A 17,608-nucleotide genomic window follows, 5' to 3' on the forward strand; every position below is an offset into this window, starting at 1 on the left:
GGCAAGCCCCCTCCCACAAATGAGAATGTTTTTTGATCGCGCCGCCCCGATATGGAATAGTACCCGCCGTTTTCCCCAGCCGGTCCAGCTGGGGTGTTTTAACGCCGAGGTACCTTCATGCAATTGTTGCGCTCCATCCCCACCTTTGCCGCCTGCCTGCTGGCGTTCTCTTCCAGCCTGTTAAGCGCTGCCCCCATCGACCTCAACGACGGCCAGCACGCGGTGCATCTGCCCGATGCGCCCAAGCGAGTGGTGGTGCTGGAGTTCTCCTTTCTCGACAGCCTTGCCGCCGTTGACGTGACCCCAGTCGGCGCCGCCGATGATGGCGACGCCAATCGCGTGCTGCCCCGTGTGCGCCAGGCCATCGGCCAATGGAAATCCGTGGGCCTGCGTTCGCAGCCGAGCATCGAGGAAATCGCGCGGCTCAAGCCGGACCTGATCGTTGCCGACCTCAACCGCCACCAGGCGCTGTACAGCGACCTGGCGAGTATTGCGCCGACCTTGTTGTTGCCCTCGCGTGGTGAGGATTACGAGGGCAGCCTCAAGTCCGCCGAGCTGATCGGCAAGGCCTTGGGCAAAAGCCCGCAGATGGAAGTCCGCATCGCGCAAAACCGTGAAAACCTGAGAAACATCGCCCAGCAGATCCCGGCCGGTGCCAGCGTGTTATTCGGTGTCGCCCGTGAAGACAGCTTCTCCGTGCACGGCCCGGACTCCTACGCCGGCAGCGTGCTGCAAGCCATCGGCCTGAAAGTGCCGTCGGTGCGCGCCAACGCCGCGCCCACTGAATTCGTCAGCCTGGAACAGCTGCTGGCGCTGGACCCAGGTTGGCTGCTGGTCGGCCATTACCGCCGCCCGAGCATCGTCGACAGCTGGAGCAAACAGCCGCTGTGGCAAGTGTTGGGCGCGGTGCGTCACCAGCAGGTGGCCGAAGTGGACGGTGACAGCTGGGCGCGCAACCGTGGCGTGTTGGCCTCGGAGCAGATCGCCGAGGACGCCCTGGCGATCCTCAAGGGCGGCAAAGCCGTACTGAGCCAATAAGCATGGGCCGTGGTTTGGCCGCAGCCGGCATCGTAGTGCTGGGCGCCGTGTTGTTCTGGCTGTCGTTGTACAGCTGGTCGCCGTTCACCCTCACCGCCACGGATGCCTGGAATGGCCTGGTGCATCAGGGCAGCGTGGGCGGCAATATGGCCTATATCGTCGCCCAGTTGCGCGTGCCGCGTGCGGTATGCGCGGCATTGGTGGGCGCCTGCCTGGGCCTGGCCGGGGCGCTGATGCAAGGCATCACCCGCAACCGTCTGGCATCGCCGTCGCTGTTCGGCGTGACAGCGGGCGCGGCGTTGGGGCTTGCGTTGTTTTCCACGGGGTTGGTCGCACCGCCGTTTGCCGGCGGTGCCTTGCTGATGACCTGCCTGGGCGGCGCGCTGGCCTGGGTCACGGTGTTCAGCCTCGGCGGTGCCTGGTCGCCGACCACGGCTCAAGGTCGACTGGTGTTGGCCGGGGTGGCCGTCGCCGCGTTGTGTGCTGCCTTGACCCGGCTCACGGTGATCCTGGTCGAGGCCCAGGCGCAAAGCGTGCTCAATTGGCTGGCCGGCTCCCTGGCCAACGTCGGTGCGGCGCAGGTGCAATTGCTTTGGCCGTGCACCTTGATCGGCGGCGTGTGGGCGCTGTGGTGCGCGCCGCGCCTGAACCTGATCAACCTCGGCGAAGACGCCGCGCGCTCGTTGGGCGTGGGCATCGCCAGCCTGCGTTTGCAGGTGTTCGTCGCCAGCCTGTTGCTGGTGGGGGCGAGCGTCTGCGCGGTCGGGCCGATCGGTTTTGTCGGGTTGATCGCGCCGAATATCCTTCGCCAGTTTCTCGGCAATGACTACCGCTGGCTGATCCCGCTGAGTGCCGCCTTGGGCGCGGTGATCGTGCTCGGCGCCGACCTGCTCAGCCGCGCCGTGGCGTTCCCGGTGGAAACTCCGGCCGGGGTGGTCACTGCATTGATCGGTGCACCGTTCTTCCTCTTTCTCGCCAGGCGCGCCCTATGACCCAGCCACGATTGCGCCTTTGGCTGCTGCTCGGTTTGTTGCTGCTGGCGACCTTCGTCAGCCTCAGCGCCGGCACCCTGTGGCTCACGCCCGAAACCGTGCTGGAGCGCCTGCTGGCCCATGACGCCCTCGACTTTGAAGTCTGGAACCACCGCCTGCCACGCAGCCTGATCGCGATCCTCGCCGGCTGCGCATTCGGCCTGGCCGGGGCGATTGTGCAGGGCGTGATTCGCAACCCGCTGGCCTCGCCGGAGATCCTCGGCGTGACCCAAGGCGCAGGCTTGGCGCTGACCGTGGCGATCATCAGCTGGCCGCACCTGCCGATTGCCTGGTTGCCGCTGGTGGCCTGCCTGGGCGGTGCCGGTGGTGCGTTGCTGTTGGCGCTGTACAACAGCGGCGTGAGTTTTTCCGGCGTGCGTTTTGCGCTGTCCGGCGTGGCGATTGCGGTGACCTTGTCCAGCATCACCGAGTTTCTGATCCTGTCCCACCCGCTGGACATCAACACCGCCTTGCTCGCGCTCACCGGCAGCCTGTGGAGTCGCAACTGGCACCATGTAGCGCTGGTGTTGCCGTTCCTGGTGCTGATCCCGCTGGGGCTGTGCCTGGCCAAACCGCTGAACCTGATCGCCCTCGGTGATGAAGCGGCCCACAGCCTGGGCACCTTCCTGGGTCGCACGCGTTGGCTGGCGATGGCCTGCGCGGTGCTGCTCACCAGTCTGGGCGTGGGCGTGATCGGGCCGATTGGCTTTATCGGTTTGGTCGCACCGCATATGGCGCGGCGCCTGGTGGGCGGGCATCACCAGTACCTGCTGCCGGCCGCGATGCTGATCGGCGCGCTGTTACTGGTGCTGGCCGACACCCTCGGACGCACGTTGATCGCGCCCAGCGAAATCCCCGCCGGGGTGCTTACAGCGGTGATTGGCGCACCGTATTTTCTTTGGTTGCTGGCACGGTTCAAGGGCTGATGACATGAGTATTCTTCGAGCACGCGAGCTGGATATCGGCTATGGCGCTACCCCCATCGTGCAGGGGCTGTCGTTCACGCCACCGGCGGGCAAGGTCACCGCGTTGATCGGCCCCAATGGCTGCGGCAAGTCCACCTTGCTCAAGGCGTTTGCGCGCATCCTCAAGCCCACGCAAGGTGAGCTGAGCCTGGACGGCCAGGCCTACGCCAGCCTGTCCGCCCGCCAACTGGCCCGGCACATTGCATTCCTGCCCCAAGTGCTGCCGGTGCCCGAAGGCGTCAGCGTGCGCCAGTTGGTCGCCTACGGCCGCAGCCCGCACAACTCGCTGTGGGGACGCCTGAGCGGCAATGACCAGGCCCAGGTGACCCAAGCCATGCAACGCCTGGAACTCGACAACCTGGCCGACCGCGCCCTGGCGGACCTGTCCGGCGGCCAGCGCCAACGCGCCTGGCTGGCGATGGTCCTGGCGCAGAACGCCCCTGTGGTGTTGCTCGACGAACCCACCACCTACCTCGACATCAGCCACCAGGTCGAACTGCTCGACCTGATGGGCGAACTCGCCGCCGAAGGCAAGACCGTGATCACCGTGCTCCACGACATCAACCAGGCCTGCCGCTACGCCGACCACCTGGCGGTGATGCACGCCGGCAAGCTGGTGGCCGATGGCGCGCCGGCGCAGGTGATCAGTGCGCAGTTGATGCGCCAGGTATTTGAGGTGCAGGTGCAGATCATGCGCGAGCCGGTGGCCGGCACCCCCATGTGCCTGGTCGAAAAAAGCACCCGTACCCAAGCCTGACGCGGTCAAAAAATGTGGGAGGGGGCTTGCCCTAATGCCGGCCAGTCAAGAGATAGCACGGGCACACAGTAACCTGTGGCGAGCGGGCTTGCCCCGCGTCGGGCTGCGCAGCAGCCCCAATAAGAGCGCTGCAGTGTGCCAGGCAGGTCCGGGGCTGTGTTTTGGGGCTGCTTTGCAGCCCAACGCGGGGCAAGCCCGCTCGCCACACTTACAGTGTTCCTCCTTAACTGATCGGCATTAGGGCTTGCCCCCGATGGCCATGGGTATCTACACAACGTTGTAGCCAAATCACTGTCGGATTACAGGCACACCGAGCCTGGGCGAGGTGCCGAGTGGTGGGGCAAGGCCCTAATGAGATGGTCGGCCCAGAGGCCGCCATCGGGGGCAAGTCGAATCGTCGCACTGCCCCTCCCACATTAGGATCTCAGTTGGCTTCAGATTTCCACGCAGCCTTCTTGACCTCAATGGCCTTGGGCAACAACCGGTTCTGGAAAAACAGATCCGCCGTCGCCTGCTGCGCCTGGATGATCCCCTCATCAATCGGCAAAATCGGCGAAGGCGGGCGGTTGTCCATGTAGCGCGCAACCACGTCGGCGGGCAGGCCCATGAAGTCGGTCAGTACGTTCAGGCTGTCTTCGCGTTGGCTGCGGGTAAGAGCTTCGGCGGCGGTGAGTTCGTCGAGCAGAGCATGGATAAACGCACCATTGTCCCGCGCATACTCGCGCCGGGCGGTGTACACCGGTCCCGACAGGCCCAAGCCTTCGCCATTGGCCAGCACATGGCTGGGGCTCTGGCTCAAGGCGAGTGACGAGTAGGGTTCCCAAATCGCCCAGGCATCGACGCTGCCTTGTTCGAACGCGGCTCGCGCATCGGCCGGAGGCAGGTACACCGGTTGGATGTCCTTGTAGCTCAGGCCGGCGTTGTTCAGTGCGCGCAGGATCAGGTTGTGGGAGCTGGAACCCTTCTGGAACGCCACTTTCTTGCCCTTGAGGTCCGCGACCGAATGCAGCGGGCTGTCGTTGCGCACCAGGATAGTCTCGGCGCTCGGCTTGGGCGGTTCGGCGCCGATGTACACCAGGTCAGCCCCGGCGGCTTGGGCGAACAGCGGCGGGATGTCGCCGGTGGAACCCACATCCAGTGCCCCCACGTTCAGCGCTTCAAGCATCTGCGGGCCGGCGGGGAATTCGATCCATTTCACATCCGTCTTCGGGAAGCGCTTTTCCAGCAGGTCATGTTGCTTGGCAAGCACCAGGGCGATGGAGCCTTTCTGGTAGCCGATGCGCAGGGTGGCGGGGTCGGCGGCCAGCGCGGTTTGCGTCACGGCCAGCAGGGCCAGGATCAGTGCGGGAAACTTCATGCTTTACCCTCTGTAAAACGATTGACCGGGCGCAGCAGACCGAGGTTTTCACGCAAGGTGGAACCGCTGTATTCAGTGCGAAACAGGCCGCGCCGCTGCAGCTCGGGCACCACCCATTGCGCGAAGTCTTCCAACCCACCCGGCAAGTGCGGCACGAGGATATTGAAACCATCGGCCGCGCCGTTTTCGAACCAGTTCTGCAGCTCATCGGCAATCTGCGCGGGCGTGCCGATCAGGCTGTAATGCCCACGGCCACCGGCAATTCGCCGACCCAATTGCGCGAGGGTCAGTTGCTCACGGTTGGCCAAGTCACTCAGCAGTTGCTGACGACTGCGTTGCCCGCTGTCGGTCAACGGCAGCTCCGGCAACGGCCCGTCCAGCGGGTAGCCGGACAGGTCGAAATTGCCCAGCATGCGCCCCAGCAACGCGACACCGACCTGCGGTTCGACCAGCGCCTGGAACGCCTCGAATTTGGCCTGGGCCTCGGCCTCGGTTGCCCCGACCACCACAAACACGCCGGGCATGATTTTCAGCGAATCCGGCTCGCGCCCGTACTGGCTCAAGCGTCCCTTGAGGTCGGCATAAAACGCCTGGGCAGTGGCCAACGAGGTCTGTGCGGTGAACACCACCTCGGCGGTCTGCGCCGCCAGCACACGGCCAGCTTCGGACGAACCGGCCTGCACGATCACCGGTTGGCCCTGGGGCGAGCGCGCCACATTCAGCGGGCCCTTGACCCGGAAGTGTTCGCCCACATGGTCCAGCAGATGCAGCTTCGCCGGGTCGTAATAGTTGCCGCTGGCCTTGTCGCGCACAAAGGCATCGTCTTCCCAGCTGTCCCACAGCCCGGTCACCACCTGATGAAACTCCTTGGCGCGGCTGTAGCGTTCGCCATGGCCGAGGTGTTCGTCGCGGCCAAAATTCTGCGCTTCGGCGGCGTTGTCCGAGGTCACCAGGTTCCAGCCCGCGCGCCCGCCGGACAGGTGATCCAGCGAGGCGAACTTGCGCGCCACATGGTAGGGCTCGTTGTAGCTGGTGGTCGCGGTGGCGATCAGGCCGATATGCTCGGTCACCGCACTCAGCGCCGAGAGCAGGGTGAGCGGTTCGAAATGGTCCGAGCGCGCCATATGGCTGGCAATCTCGCCGGTGGCGGCGGCGATGCTGTCCGCCACGAACAGCGCATCGAACTTCGCCGCTTCGGCCACCCGCGCCAGGTGTTTGTACTGGGCGAAGTCCAGCCCGGCATTCGCCGGTACGTCCGGGTGGCGCCAGGCGGCGACATGGTGCCCGGTGGCCATGAGAAAGGCGCCGAGTTTCAGTTGACGGCTCATGCTAGAAATCCTTGCGCAGTTGCACGCCGAAGTAACGCTCATCGTCACGGGGTACGGCGCGGTAAATGTAGTTGCCACCGCTGGCCAGCAGCGGTGAGTAGGACTTGTCGGCGAGGTTCTTGGCCAGCAACGCCACGCGCCAGCCGTTGCTGTAGTCGGCCAGGGCCACACTGGCGTTCCAGATGCCATAGGCGCCTTGTTTAGTGTCGACGTTCTGGCTGATGTCGTATTGCACTTCGCTCTGCCAGCTGTAGTCGGTGCCCAGTTCGATGTCCAGGCCGTTATCCAGCGGGATCGTGTAGTCGGCGCGCACGTAGCTTTTCCAGTCCGGGCTGAAGGGCAGTGGCTTGTCGTTGACGTTACACGTCGCCGCTGCACCGGCCGGGCAGGCGAACTCATCGATGCGCGCACGGGTGTAGGCCAGGGCGCCGGAGAGCTTGAGTTGCTGGGTGGCTTGCAGGGCGTAATCGAGCTCGACGCCTTCGGTGCTGACGCTGCCGGCGTTGATCAGGCGAGTCACGACCTGGCCGGCGACGGTGTCGAAAAAGTTGGCCTGGTAGTTGTCGTAGTCGCTGTGGAATACCGCCAGGTTGGTGGTCAGGCGGTTGTTCCAGGCGGTGGCCTTGATCCCGGCTTCCCAGGTGTTGGAGGTTTCCGGTTTGAGCGCGTCGGTATCGCGTGGCTGCATATTGAAGAACACGTTGTAGGCCGGGCCCTTGTAGCCGCGCGAGTAGGTGAGGTAGCTGGTGACGCTGTCGCTGATGTCGTACTGCACGCCGAGGCGGCCGGACCAGCCGTCTTCGTCCACCGAGCCGGAGCTGGAGGTGGCCGGTTGAATCCCGCTGACCGTGGTGGCCGAGGTGGAGACGCGGCGGTGATCGTATTTCAGGTCATCGTGGGTGTAGCGCAGGCCGGCGATGCCACGAAAGCGCGAGGTGAAATTCAGCGTGGTCTCGCCGAACACCGCGTAGCTGTCGCTGGTGGTGCTGTAGTCGGCGATGCCACGGTCGGTGCGCGTGGTGGTCGTGAGCGTGCGCTGATAGGTTTCCTCGTCCTTGCCATGCATGTAGAACAGGCCGCCGACGTACTCCAGGAACTCACCCTTGGGCGAGGCCAGGCGCAGTTCCTGGGAGTATTGGTCGAAGGCCAGCTCGCCCTTGTCGGCGGTGCCGGGGAAGGCGGCAGTCACCGTGCCGAGGCGGTCGCCGTCCTGGTATTGGGTGTTGTCCCAGCCGCGCCAGGCGGTGATCGAGGTCAAGGTGTAGTCGCCCAGGTTCCAGTCCAACTGAGCGGACAACCCTTTGTTGGTGTCCTCGACATGGCTGCGCGTATCGGTGTTGATGTCGCGGTTGTCGCTGGAAGCGCGCACCGGGCTCAAGGCAGTGGTGAAGCCCGGGCTCAGGGACTTGCTGACCACGCCATTCGGCGCGTCGTCATGGGACTGCATGTAGTCGGCGATCAGGGTCAGTGTCACGTCATCGTTGGGGGTGAACGCCAGCTTGCCGCGGATGCCCTTGTGGTTGTAGCCGTTGACCTCCTGGCCGTTGTGCTGGTTGTCGACGTTGCCGTCGTAGCTGCCGAACAGCGTGCTGATCGAGCCCTTGAGCACATCCGGCACCAGGCTGCCGCCGATGCCGAAACGGGTGCGGCTTTCATTGCCGCTGTAGTACGCCTGGTCGATGTAGCCGTGGGTCTCGGCGCTGGGCGCCTTGCTGGTGATGTTGAGCACGCCGGCCGAAGCGTTCTTGCCGAACAAGGTGCCCTGCGGGCCGCGCAGCACTTCGATGCGTTCCAGGTCCAGCAGGTCGAGGGTGGCCTGGCCGGGGCGCGCATAGACCACGCCGTCGATCACCGTGGCCACCGTCGGCTCCACGCCAGGGGAGGTGGAAATGGTGCCCACGCCGCGCACGAACAGCGAGGTGTCCTTGTTCGAGGCGCCGGTGCGGAAGTTCAGCGACGGCACTTGCTGGGCGATGCTTGCCACGCCGTTGCGGTTGTCGCGCTCCAGTTGTTCGCCGTCCAGCACCGAGACCGCCACCGGGACTTTTTGCAGTGACTCTTCACGCCGGGTGGCGGTGACCGTCACCGCTTTGAGCGTGGGTTCCTGTTCGTCAGCGGCAAAGGCGCCGGGCACGGGGAGGGCGGTCAGACCGGCGAGAAGGAATAAGTGCGTGTGCCTGTGCATGGTGTGTTCGCTCGAAAAAATGCCCTGAACCGCTGCGGTTCTTGCGACCGTCAGCGCCTGTGGAAACTGTCTTGGGCATTCGCTTGAGCGAGTAGCAGACAGCGCGCTTTGTTAGCGCTAACATCGACATTATTGGTAACTTGGGTTTAGAGCGTCAAAGAATTAAAAATTATTCCTATATTCTTTTTTGTTGTTAGCAGGATTATCCCGTGAGCGAAGAAAAACCGCGCAAACGCCGTGGCGCCGGGCGCGTCACCTTGAACACCGTGGCCCGCCAGGCCGGGGTGTCGGCGATCACCGTGTCGCGCTATTTCAACCAGCCGGAGCAGGTCTCACCCGAGCGTCGCGAGCGCATCGCCGAGGTGGTGGCCGAGCTGGGTTATGTGCCCAACCTGGTGGCCGGCGGCCTGGCGTCGGCGCGCGGGCGGATCGTGGCGATGGTGATCCCAAACATCTCGGGGCCGATCTTCGCCAACACAATCCAGGGCTTCAGCGACACCCTCAGTCGCCATGGGTATCAGCTGTTGCTGGCGTCCAGTTACTTCAGCGCCGAGCAGGAAGAAAGCGCGGTGCGCGCGTTCCTCGGCTGGTCGCCGGCGGCACTGGTGCTGACCAGCCGCTTTCACAGCACGGGCACCGAAAAAATGATCGCCGATGCCGATATTCCAGTGGTGGAAACCTGGGACTACGTGCCCGACCGCGCGCCGTTGCAAATCGGTTTTTCCCACTACGAAGTCGGCGTCACCGCCGCGCGCTACCTGCATGGCAAGGGTTATCGGCGCATCGCCTTCGTGCAGAACAGCGCTACGGGCGACTTCAGCGCGCTGGAACGGGGTGATGGGTTTGCCGCGACCCTGATCGAGCTGGGTGTACAACCCTGGGTCTTCGCCCCGGACGCCGACCGCGCGCCCTTCGAGGCCGGCAGGCAGGCGATGGAAGCCTTGATGAACCACGCCACACCGCCCGACGCGATCTTCTTCGCCAATGACAACCTCGCCGCCGGTGGTTTGCTGGCGGGGCAGCGCGCCGGGCTGAAGATCCCGCAGGACTGTGCCGTGCTCGGGTTTGGCGATTACCCGTTTGCCGAGATGCTGTTGCCGAGCCTCAGCACCATCAAGCCGCCCGCGTTGGAAATTGGTGTGCTGGCGGCCACGCGGGTGCTGGAAAGCCTTGGAGTAGTGCCGGTTGAGGAGGAAGTACAGCGTTTGAACCTGTTGGACTGCCGCCTGATCGAACGGGAAAGCGCCTGAGCTTTATTTGCGGCCTGGGGGCAATTTGGATACGGTGCAAGCCTGCCCACAAGGATGTCCCCATGACCGAGCCCGCCCCCAAGACCCGCCGCGCCCCCAAAGGTGAAAAACGCCGCGAAGAGCTGCTGGACGCGGCCTTGCAGGTGTTTTCCCTGGAAGGCTACAGCGGCGCTTCGGTGGCAAAAGTGGCGGCCATCGTCGGTATTTCCGTGGCCGGTGTGTTGCATCACTTTCCCAGCAAAATTTCATTATTGATGGGCGTGCTGCAACGTCGCGACGAGGTCAATCAACGAATCGCCGATGAAGTGCGCGCCGAAAAGTCCCTGACCGGGTTGCTCGGCAGCCTGCGCGCGATCAACCGTTCGAACGCCACCGCGCCGGGCGTGGTGCGCGCGTTTACGATTTTGAATGCCGAAAGTCTGCTCGACACCCAACCGGCGTGGGCGTGGTTCCAGGAGCGTTATGCGGGGATCCAGCGGCGCATGCAGGGGCAGTTTGCCGACCTGGTCGCAGCGGGGGAAGTGCGCAGCGATGTGGACATCGCCGGGCTGGTGGAAGAAATCCTGGCCATGATGGATGGCCTGCAGATCCAGTGGCTGCGCTTTCCGGAGCAGGTGGACCTGGTGGCGCGGTTTGACAGCTACATCGCACGGGTCGAGGCAGCTATCAGAACCTGAGTCGAACACAGGCAACATGTGGGAGGGGGCGTGCCCCTCCCACACTAGCCTGAGTGGGGATCAGTTACCCGCAGCACTGCCCTGGCTGCTGTCATCGCTCATGTCATAGCCATCACCGTCGCTGGTGCCGCTATCGCCTTCATTTTGATGCAGCACACCGCCGGTCTTCACCGTCGATTCACGCAGCGTCGAGTTGAGCGCCGAGCGTGGCAGCGGGTTGCTGGTGGTGGTCGACAGTTCCTGGCGGAACGGGTTGACCAGCTTGGCGTTCAGGCGAATATCCTGGGACGACGCGCCCACCGACAGGTTGAAGCTGTCGGCATCCACGACCCATTGCTTGCTCGCCACGTCGTAGTAGGCCAGCGAGCGATCGTTGAGCTCGATGGTCACGCGCTTGCTCTCGCCCGGTTTCAGGAACACCTTCTTGTAGCCCTTGAGTTCCTTGATCGCGCGTTCGACTTTCGGGTTGTTCTGGCCCACGTACAACTCGGCCACTTCGGCGCCCGCGACCTTGCCGGTGTTGGCCAGGTCGAACGACACCTTGATCGGCGCCCCGGCCACCGCCACCCCAGGGGTCACGCTGATGTTGCTGTAGCCGAAGGTGGTGTACGACAAGCCGTAGCCGAACGGGTAGAGCGGCTTGATGCCCTTTTTCTCGTAGCCGCGATAGCCCAGGAACAGGTCGTCCTTGTAGCTCATCTCGGCCAGGGTTTCCTGGTTGTCGAACTTGGGGAAAGTCGCGTAGATCGGGTTGTCTTCGATGTTGCGCTCGATGCTGATCGGCAGCTTGGCCGACGGGTTGACCTTGCCCAGCAGGATCTCCGCCAAGGCCTGGCCGCCGTTCTGCCCAGGGTAGAACGCATGCAGCGCGGCCGGTACCTGGTCGATCCAGTCGCTCATCTTCAGGCCGGTGCCGCCGTGCAGGGTGACCACGGTATTCGGGTTGACCTTGGCGATGCTCTGGATCAGCAGGTTCTGGTACTCGGGCAGGTCGAAGCTGTGGTCGAAGCCTTCACCTTCGTATTCATTGCTGTTACCGGCCGCGACCAGTACCGCGTCGTACTTGGCCAGGTCCTGCGGTGCCACCAGCGAAGCCCAGCTCATCTGCACGCCGACGAGGCCGCCCATGGTCGACAGGTAGCCGTTGCGGCGTGAGTATTCCAGCTTGATGTCGACCGGTTTGCCGGCTTCCAGGTTGACCTTGGCAAACACCGGGATGGTCGGTGGAATGCTGTTGTTCGGCAGCGGTTTGCCGTCGCCGTTGTCGAGGACTTTCTTGCCGTTGACGTAGAGGCGTACGGCGCCGTCGGCACGTACCTTGAACACCTGCTCGCCGCTGACCGTCGGGGTGATCTGGCCGCTGTAGCGAATCGAGGTGGCGGCGGTATCGCCGTTCACCGGCAGGCTGTCGGTGGACCAGTCCAGGTCGACATGGGTGTCGGTGCGGCTGGCGGCCGGGTCGCCGGACCAGTTGGTGTTGCTGAAGAACTCGGTCTTCAAGCCTTTGACGCTGTTGCCATTGCTGTCGGCATGGGTCCAGGTCGAGGTGGCCGGGTCCAGGGACAGCCCGTCGATGAACTCGACCTTGGCGCCTGGCGCCAGTTGCTGCAAACCGCTCAGCTCACTGATGTAGTTGGCGGCCATGACGTTGGCGCTGCCAAAACCGGTAGGCGGCGCGTACTTGGCCAGGGTGCCGACCACGGCGATGCGCTTGACCTTGTTCGCGTCCAGCGGCAGCAGGCTGTTCTGGTTTTTCAGCAGCACGATGCCTTCGCGCGCGGCGTTCAGGGCCACGCGGTTGCTGGTGGCGCTGTTCATGTTGTGGCTGGTCAGCGGCGCCTTGCTGTCGAACTTGTACAGGTAGATCTGCTTGAGGATGCGGCGCACCTTGTCATCGATGGTCGCGCTGCTCAGCTCGCCGCTGTCCAGGTACGGCTTGAGGATGGTGCTGTTCATCTGGTAGCCCATCATGTCCAGGTCGGTACCCGCCTGTGCCGCCGGCAAACCGTCGACCACCGCGTTGTAGTCGCTCTGCACGAAGCCCGGATAGCCCCATTCGGTCTTGAGGATGTCACGCATTAGGTGCTTGTTCTGGCACGCGAACTCGCCGTTCACCTTCTGGAAGGCGCACATCATCATCGCGACTTTGCTGTTCTTCGAGGCGGACTCGAACGGCGGCAGGGTCATTTCGCGCAGCACGCGCTCGCTGATGATTTCATCGAGGTGGAAACGGTTGCTTTCCTGGTCGTTGGCGGCGAAATGCTTGGCGTTGGCCCACACGCCACGCGACTGAATGCCGTTGATCACCGCCGGCCCCAGGCTGGCGCCGAGGAACGGATCTTCACCGGACAAGTACTCGAACGCCCGACCACTGTACGGCATGCGGTACAGGTTCATGCCTGGGCCGGTGACGAACTGATAACCGCCACTGGCGGTGTCATAGCCCAGGGCACGGCCCAGGTCGATGGCGCGACGCGGGTTCCAGCTGGCGGCCAGGTTCGGCCCCGACGGGTAGACCACGCCCTGAGCGTTGCCTTCGCTGGTGTAGCGCACGCCCACGCCGCCATCGGCGCCGTGGATCTGCGGGATGCCGTATTGGGTCAGTGGCTTGACGTCCCAGCCACCGGTGCCGCCGATGTAGGCGAGTTTTTCTTCCATGGTCATCTTCGCCAGGGTCTTGTCCGCAGCCTTTTCTGCGCGGCTTACCCGGCCTTCATCCAGGGCGGGGCTGGTGGCTGCATGCACCTGGGACACGGCCAGTGCCAGCAGGGCGAATGCCGACTGTGCACCGAGCATTTTGCGTTTATTCATGGGTCTCTCCGACAACAGTTCAGTAAACATGGCGCGCCGAGAAGTGCGTGTTGCACTGCACCTCGTCACTTTTTTCTGGGCAACAGTTGCCCGTGATCGCAATTTTTAACCGATGGCTAATTGCAACTATTTGGCGAATTTCGCAGTTTTATTAGTGTAAAAATTGTATTAGTTATTGTTGTAGATAGTGTCTAAGCGATATCACGAGGTGGCATTTTGAACCGCGAAAACCGCATAATTAAGGCAATTCTTGCGCTTGGAAGTCAAACAAAAGCTAATTTTTGCGTGAAATAAGAAATAATTTCTTACGTTCAGGAACTAAGGCTAAACCTACCAGTCGATTGGTTTAAGGAATTTTGTCGAGTCGTGGCTAACTAGTGGCATTGCTCGGTAGTTCTAAAGTGCCATGTTTACACAAGCTGTCATACACAACGCTTTGGTGTAGGGTCTTGATCGAGTTCAAGGCGCCACTTGGGCTATCTGCTGTTTTTGATCTGGAGAAAGTTGATGAAGATTTCCCTGTTGGGTGCCGGTGTTGTCCTGGGCGTTGCGCTAAGTGGCGCAGCGATGGCGGCTGAGTCCACGGACGCTGATGCGAAATCCGGGGCTGCCGATTCCACGGTGTTGACCCAGGCCCACGACGCCAAGGCAGTTAAAAAGCAGAAGGCGCAAACCACCAAGGGTGGGCGGCCGCTGAACGGCAGCCAGGCCGCGCCGAAGACCTCGAACTAACGGGGAAACGCGGTCCCCTGTGGGAGGGGGCTTGCCCCTCCCACAAGGGTTTCCCATAACCCTTTAGAACATAGCCCCTCAGATAGTCACCCATGCCCAGCTCCTCAACGCCTCTCAATGCCTGCCAACTGCACATCCCGCACACCGATCAGGTCTGCGCGTGGCTGATGCAACATGCCGGGTTGAAAACCGTTGACCTGGAGCGCGCCCGACGCCTGTCCCAGGAGGGCGGCGACACCGAGTTGCTCGGCCTGCTCACGCGCTTGGGGCTGGTCTCGGAAGTGGAACTGGCCCGTGCCTGGGCTGACCTGCTCGGCGCACCGCTGCTGCTGGCCGATGCTGCGCCGCCGCTGCTGGACCCATTGCCGGTACTGACCGAACGTTTCATGCGCCATTACCAGGTGGTGCCCGTGGGCTGGAGCCAGGGCGGCCTGCGGGTGCTGGCCGCCAACCCGTCGCTGGTCTACCCGTTCCAGGCCATGGCCTATGCCTGCGGCGTGCCGGTGTGGCTGGCCGTGGGCCCGCGCAACGAAGTCGAAACCCTGATCGAGCGCTACTACGGCCAGGGCCGTTCGGCCATGGGCACCCTGATCGAAAACCTCGACGAGCAGGGCGGCGCCCTCGAAGACATCGAACACCTCAAGGACATGGCCTCCGAAGCGCCGGTGATTCGCCTGGTCAACCTGATCCTGCAGCGCGCGGTAGAGCATCGCGCCTCGGACATTCATATCGAACCCTTCGAAAACCAGCTTAAGGTGCGCTACCGCATCGACGGCGTGCTGCACGAAGCCGAAGCCCCACCGTCCAGTTCGTCGGCAGCGGTGATTTCGCGGGTGAAGATCATGGCGCGCCTGGACATCGCCGAGCGGCGCCTGCCCCAGGACGGGCGCATCATGCTGCGCATCCAGGGCAAGGAGCTGGACTTACGGGTGTCCACGGTGCCCACCAGTTTTGGCGAATCGGTGGTCATGCGTTTGCTCGACCGCCAGACCGTGCAGTTCGATTTCCAGAGCCTGGGCTTTGATGGCCAGCGCCTGGAAACCTTCCTCGAAGTGCTCGAGCGGCCCCACGGCATCCTGCTCGTCACCGGGCCCACCGGCTCGGGCAAGACCACCACCCTGTACACCGCGTTGTCGCGGCTCAATACCGCCGAGCGCAAGATCATCACCGTCGAAGACCCGGTGGAATACCAACTTGAGGGCATCAACCAGATCCAGGTGAAACCGGCCATCGGCCTGGATTTCGCCGGCGCGTTGCGCTCCATCGTGCGCCAGGACCCGGACGTGATCATGATCGGTGAAATCCGCGACCTGGAAACCTGCCGCATCGCCATCCAGTCGTCCCTCACCGGCCACCTGGTGCTTTCGACCCTGCACACCAACAGCGCGGCGGCGAGTATCACGCGCTTGCTGGACATGGGCGTCGAAAGCTACCTGATCGCCTCGACCGTCAACGGCATCCTCGCCCAGCGCCTGGTACGGCGCCTGGACCCGGCCACCCGCGAAGCCTTCGAAGCGCCGCCGGAGTTGATCGCCGAACATGGCCTCGACCGGTTTACCGAGCAGCGCCCGATCATGCTCTATCGCCCCCGCGCCGATGCGCCGGGCGGCGGTTACCACGGCCGCAGTGCAATCACCGAACTGCTGGTGATGAACGACGAACTGCGCAGCCTGTTGATGCGCCAGGCCGACGCCGCCACCCTCGAACAGGCTGCTCGTCGTGGCGGCCTGCGCACTTTGCATGAAGAGGGCCTGCGCCAGGCCGTGGCCGGTGTCACGTCACTTGAAGAAGTGCTGCGCGTCACCCGGGGAGAGGGCGCGTGAGCCTGTTCAAATACCGCGCCCTCGACAGCCAGGGCCAGGCGCAAAACGGCACCCTCGAAGCCAAGGACCAGGACGCCGCCGTCGCCGCGCTGCACAAGCGCGGCTTGCTGCTGTTGCAGATTGAGGTGGCGGGTGCCCAGGGCCTGCGCAAGGCCTTTGGCCGGGGTCAGTTGAACGGCGCGGCGCTGGTCAGTTTCACTCAACAGTTGGCCACGCTATTGGGGGCTGGCCAGCCGCTGGAACGCTCCCTGGGCATCCTGCTCAAGCAGCCCGGCCAGCCGCAGACCCGTGCGTTGATCGAGCGCATCCGCGAACAGGTCAAGGCCGGCCAGCCGCTATCCAAGGCGCTGGAGGCGGAGGGCAGCCAGTTCTCGCCGCTGTACTTGAGCATGGTCCGCGCCGGTGAGGCGGGCGGTGCCCTCGAAGACACCCTGCGCCAGCTCAGCGACTACCTGGAGCGCAGCCAGTTACTCAGGGGCGAAGTGATCAATGCGCTGATCTACCCGGCCTTTCTGGTGGTCGGCGTGCTCGGTTCGCTGGCCCTGCTGCTGGCCTACGTGGTGCCGCAGTTCGTGCCGATCTTCAAGGACCTGGGCGTGCCGATTCCGCTGATCACCGAGGTGATCCTGGGCCTCGGCCAATTCCTCGGGGCCTACGGCCTGGCGGTGCTGGCCGGGTTGGTTGTCGGCGCCTGGGCCCTGGCCGCGCGCTTGCGCGATCCCCAGCGCCGCGAACGCTATGACCGCCGCGTTCTGGGTATCCGCATTATCGGCCCGTTGCTGCAACGGGTCGAAGCCGCCCGCCTGGCGCGCACCCTCGGCACGCTGCTGAGCAACGGCGTGGCGCTGCTGCAAGCGTTGGTGATTGCCCGCCAGGTCTGCACCAACCGCGCCCTGCAAGCCCAGGTCGCCCAGGCCGCCGAGTCGGTCAAGGGCGGCGGCACTCTGGCCAGTGCCTTCGGCAGCGAACCGCTGCTGCCCGATCTGGCGTTGCAAATGATTGAAGTCGGCGAACAGGCCGGCGAACTCGACAGCATGCTGCTCAAGGTCGCCGAAGTGTTCGACGTTGAAGCCAAACGCGGCATCGACCGCCTGCTCGCCGCGCTGGTGCCGTCCCTGACTGTGGTCATGGCGGTGCTGGTGGCGGTGATCATGCTGGCGATCATGCTGCCGCTGATGAGCCTGACCAGCAATATATGAACCCTTAAGGAAACACGCTGATGCGCCATACCCGATTCAAGCCCGCCCGCCGCCAGGGCGGTTTTACCTTGTTGGAAATGCTCGCGGTGATCGTGCTGCTGGGCATCGTCGCGACCATCGTGGTACGCCAGGTCGGCGGCAATGTGGACAAGGGCAAATACGGCGCGGGCAAGGCCCAACTGGCCAGCCTGAGCATGAAGATCGAAAGCTACGGCCTGGACGTCGGCTCGCCGCCCAAGACCCTGCAGCAACTGGTCGACAAGCCGGGCAACAGCGCCGGTTGGGCCGGGCCGTATGCCAAGCCGTCGGACCTCAAGGACCCGTTCGGCCATGCCTTCGGCTATCGCTTCCCCGGTGAGCACGGTGCGTTCGACCTGATTTTCTACGGCCAGGACGGCCAGCCCGGCGGCGAAGGCTACAGCGCCGACCTGGGCAACTGGGAATAACCCACGACC

14 protein-coding genes are annotated in these 17,608 nt (G+C 63.8%); 10 read left to right on the forward strand and 4 right to left on the reverse strand.

Annotated features, from left to right (window positions below; translation table 11 throughout):
• Positions 1–117 precede the first annotated feature (117 nt).
• Genes FIV39_RS14775 through fecE form a run of 4 tightly spaced genes read left to right on the forward strand, consistent with a single transcriptional unit; the run spans position 118 to position 3,791 of the window.
• Entirely contained in the window at positions 118–1,038 is a 921-nt protein-coding gene (locus FIV39_RS14775) for a Fe(3+) dicitrate ABC transporter substrate-binding protein (protein ID WP_090406357.1), read from the forward strand.
• A 2-nt stretch (positions 1,039–1,040) separates the two neighbouring features.
• Entirely contained in the window at positions 1,041–2,030 is a 990-nt protein-coding gene (fecC, locus tag FIV39_RS14780) for an iron-dicitrate ABC transporter permease FecC (RefSeq protein WP_090406355.1), read from the forward strand.
• Positions 2,027–2,995: an iron chelate uptake ABC transporter family permease subunit gene (locus tag FIV39_RS14785; RefSeq protein WP_090406352.1), complete on the forward strand. Its 969-nt coding sequence runs from the start codon at positions 2,027–2,029 to the stop codon at positions 2,993–2,995. Before fecC ends, FIV39_RS14785 begins: the two co-directional genes overlap by 4 nt.
• A 4-nt stretch (positions 2,996–2,999) precedes the next feature.
• Positions 3,000–3,791, forward strand: a complete 792-nt coding sequence (gene fecE, locus FIV39_RS14790; RefSeq protein ID WP_090406349.1) for a Fe(3+) dicitrate ABC transporter ATP-binding protein FecE — start codon at positions 3,000–3,002, stop codon at positions 3,789–3,791.
• Positions 3,792–4,215: 424 nt separating this feature from the next.
• Here fecE and FIV39_RS14795 read toward each other — a convergent pair whose 3' ends face one another.
• The 3 genes from FIV39_RS14795 to FIV39_RS14805 are packed head-to-tail and all read right to left on the reverse strand — an operon-like array spanning position 4,216 to position 8,661.
• On the reverse strand, positions 4,216–5,148 hold the full coding sequence (locus tag FIV39_RS14795) for a sulfonate ABC transporter substrate-binding protein (RefSeq protein WP_090406345.1): 933 nt from the start codon (positions 5,146–5,148) through the stop codon (positions 4,216–4,218).
• On the reverse strand, positions 5,145–6,476 hold the full coding sequence (locus FIV39_RS14800; RefSeq protein WP_090406342.1) for an LLM class flavin-dependent oxidoreductase: 1,332 nt from the start codon (positions 6,474–6,476) through the stop codon (positions 5,145–5,147). Before FIV39_RS14800 ends, FIV39_RS14795 begins: the two co-directional genes overlap by 4 nt.
• Before the next feature lies 1 nt (position 6,477).
• The gene (locus FIV39_RS14805) at positions 6,478–8,661 is read right to left on the reverse strand and encodes a TonB-dependent receptor (RefSeq protein ID WP_090406339.1); all 2,184 of its coding nucleotides are present in this window, start codon (positions 8,659–8,661) and stop codon (positions 6,478–6,480) included.
• Positions 8,662–8,870: 209 nt separating this feature from the next.
• Between FIV39_RS14805 and FIV39_RS14810 the strand changes: the two genes are divergently transcribed.
• Together FIV39_RS14810 and FIV39_RS14815 are read left to right on the forward strand one after the other, a co-directional pair.
• Entirely contained in the window at positions 8,871–9,911 is a 1,041-nt protein-coding gene (locus tag FIV39_RS14810) for a LacI family DNA-binding transcriptional regulator (RefSeq protein ID WP_090406336.1), read from the forward strand.
• Positions 9,912–9,973: 62 nt separating this feature from the next.
• Entirely contained in the window at positions 9,974–10,588 is a 615-nt protein-coding gene (locus FIV39_RS14815; protein ID WP_090406333.1) for a TetR/AcrR family transcriptional regulator, read from the forward strand.
• 60 nt (positions 10,589–10,648) lie between these two features.
• On the opposite strand, the gene FIV39_RS14820 is transcribed toward FIV39_RS14815, so the two are convergent.
• Positions 10,649–13,399, reverse strand: coding sequence for a beta-glucosidase (locus FIV39_RS14820; protein ID WP_090406330.1), 2,751 nt, complete (start codon positions 13,397–13,399; stop codon positions 10,649–10,651).
• Between the two features lie 507 nt (positions 13,400–13,906).
• Between FIV39_RS14820 and FIV39_RS14825 the strand changes: the two genes are divergently transcribed.
• The 4 genes from FIV39_RS14825 (at position 13,907) to gspG (ending at position 17,599) form a co-directional block, all read left to right on the forward strand.
• The gene (locus FIV39_RS14825; RefSeq protein ID WP_090406327.1) at positions 13,907–14,131 is read left to right on the forward strand and encodes a hypothetical protein; all 225 of its coding nucleotides are present in this window, start codon (positions 13,907–13,909) and stop codon (positions 14,129–14,131) included.
• Between the two features lie 92 nt (positions 14,132–14,223).
• Positions 14,224–15,954 carry a type II secretion system ATPase GspE gene (gene gspE / locus FIV39_RS14830; RefSeq protein ID WP_090406324.1) on the forward strand — a complete coding sequence of 577 codons (1,731 nt, stop codon included), beginning with the start codon at positions 14,224–14,226 and terminating at the stop codon, positions 15,952–15,954.
• Positions 15,951–17,153, forward strand: a complete 1,203-nt coding sequence (gspF, locus tag FIV39_RS14835) for a type II secretion system inner membrane protein GspF (RefSeq protein ID WP_090406320.1) — start codon at positions 15,951–15,953, stop codon at positions 17,151–17,153. Before gspE ends, gspF begins: the two co-directional genes overlap by 4 nt.
• Positions 17,154–17,173: 20 nt before the next feature.
• On the forward strand, positions 17,174–17,599 hold the full coding sequence (gene gspG, locus FIV39_RS14840; protein WP_024076412.1) for a type II secretion system major pseudopilin GspG: 426 nt from the start codon (positions 17,174–17,176) through the stop codon (positions 17,597–17,599).
• The last annotated feature ends 9 nt before the right edge of the window (positions 17,600–17,608 follow it).

The sequence above is a fragment of the Pseudomonas grimontii genome (genome assembly GCF_007858185.1).
Classification (GTDB): domain Bacteria; phylum Pseudomonadota; class Gammaproteobacteria; order Pseudomonadales; family Pseudomonadaceae; genus Aquipseudomonas; species Aquipseudomonas grimontii.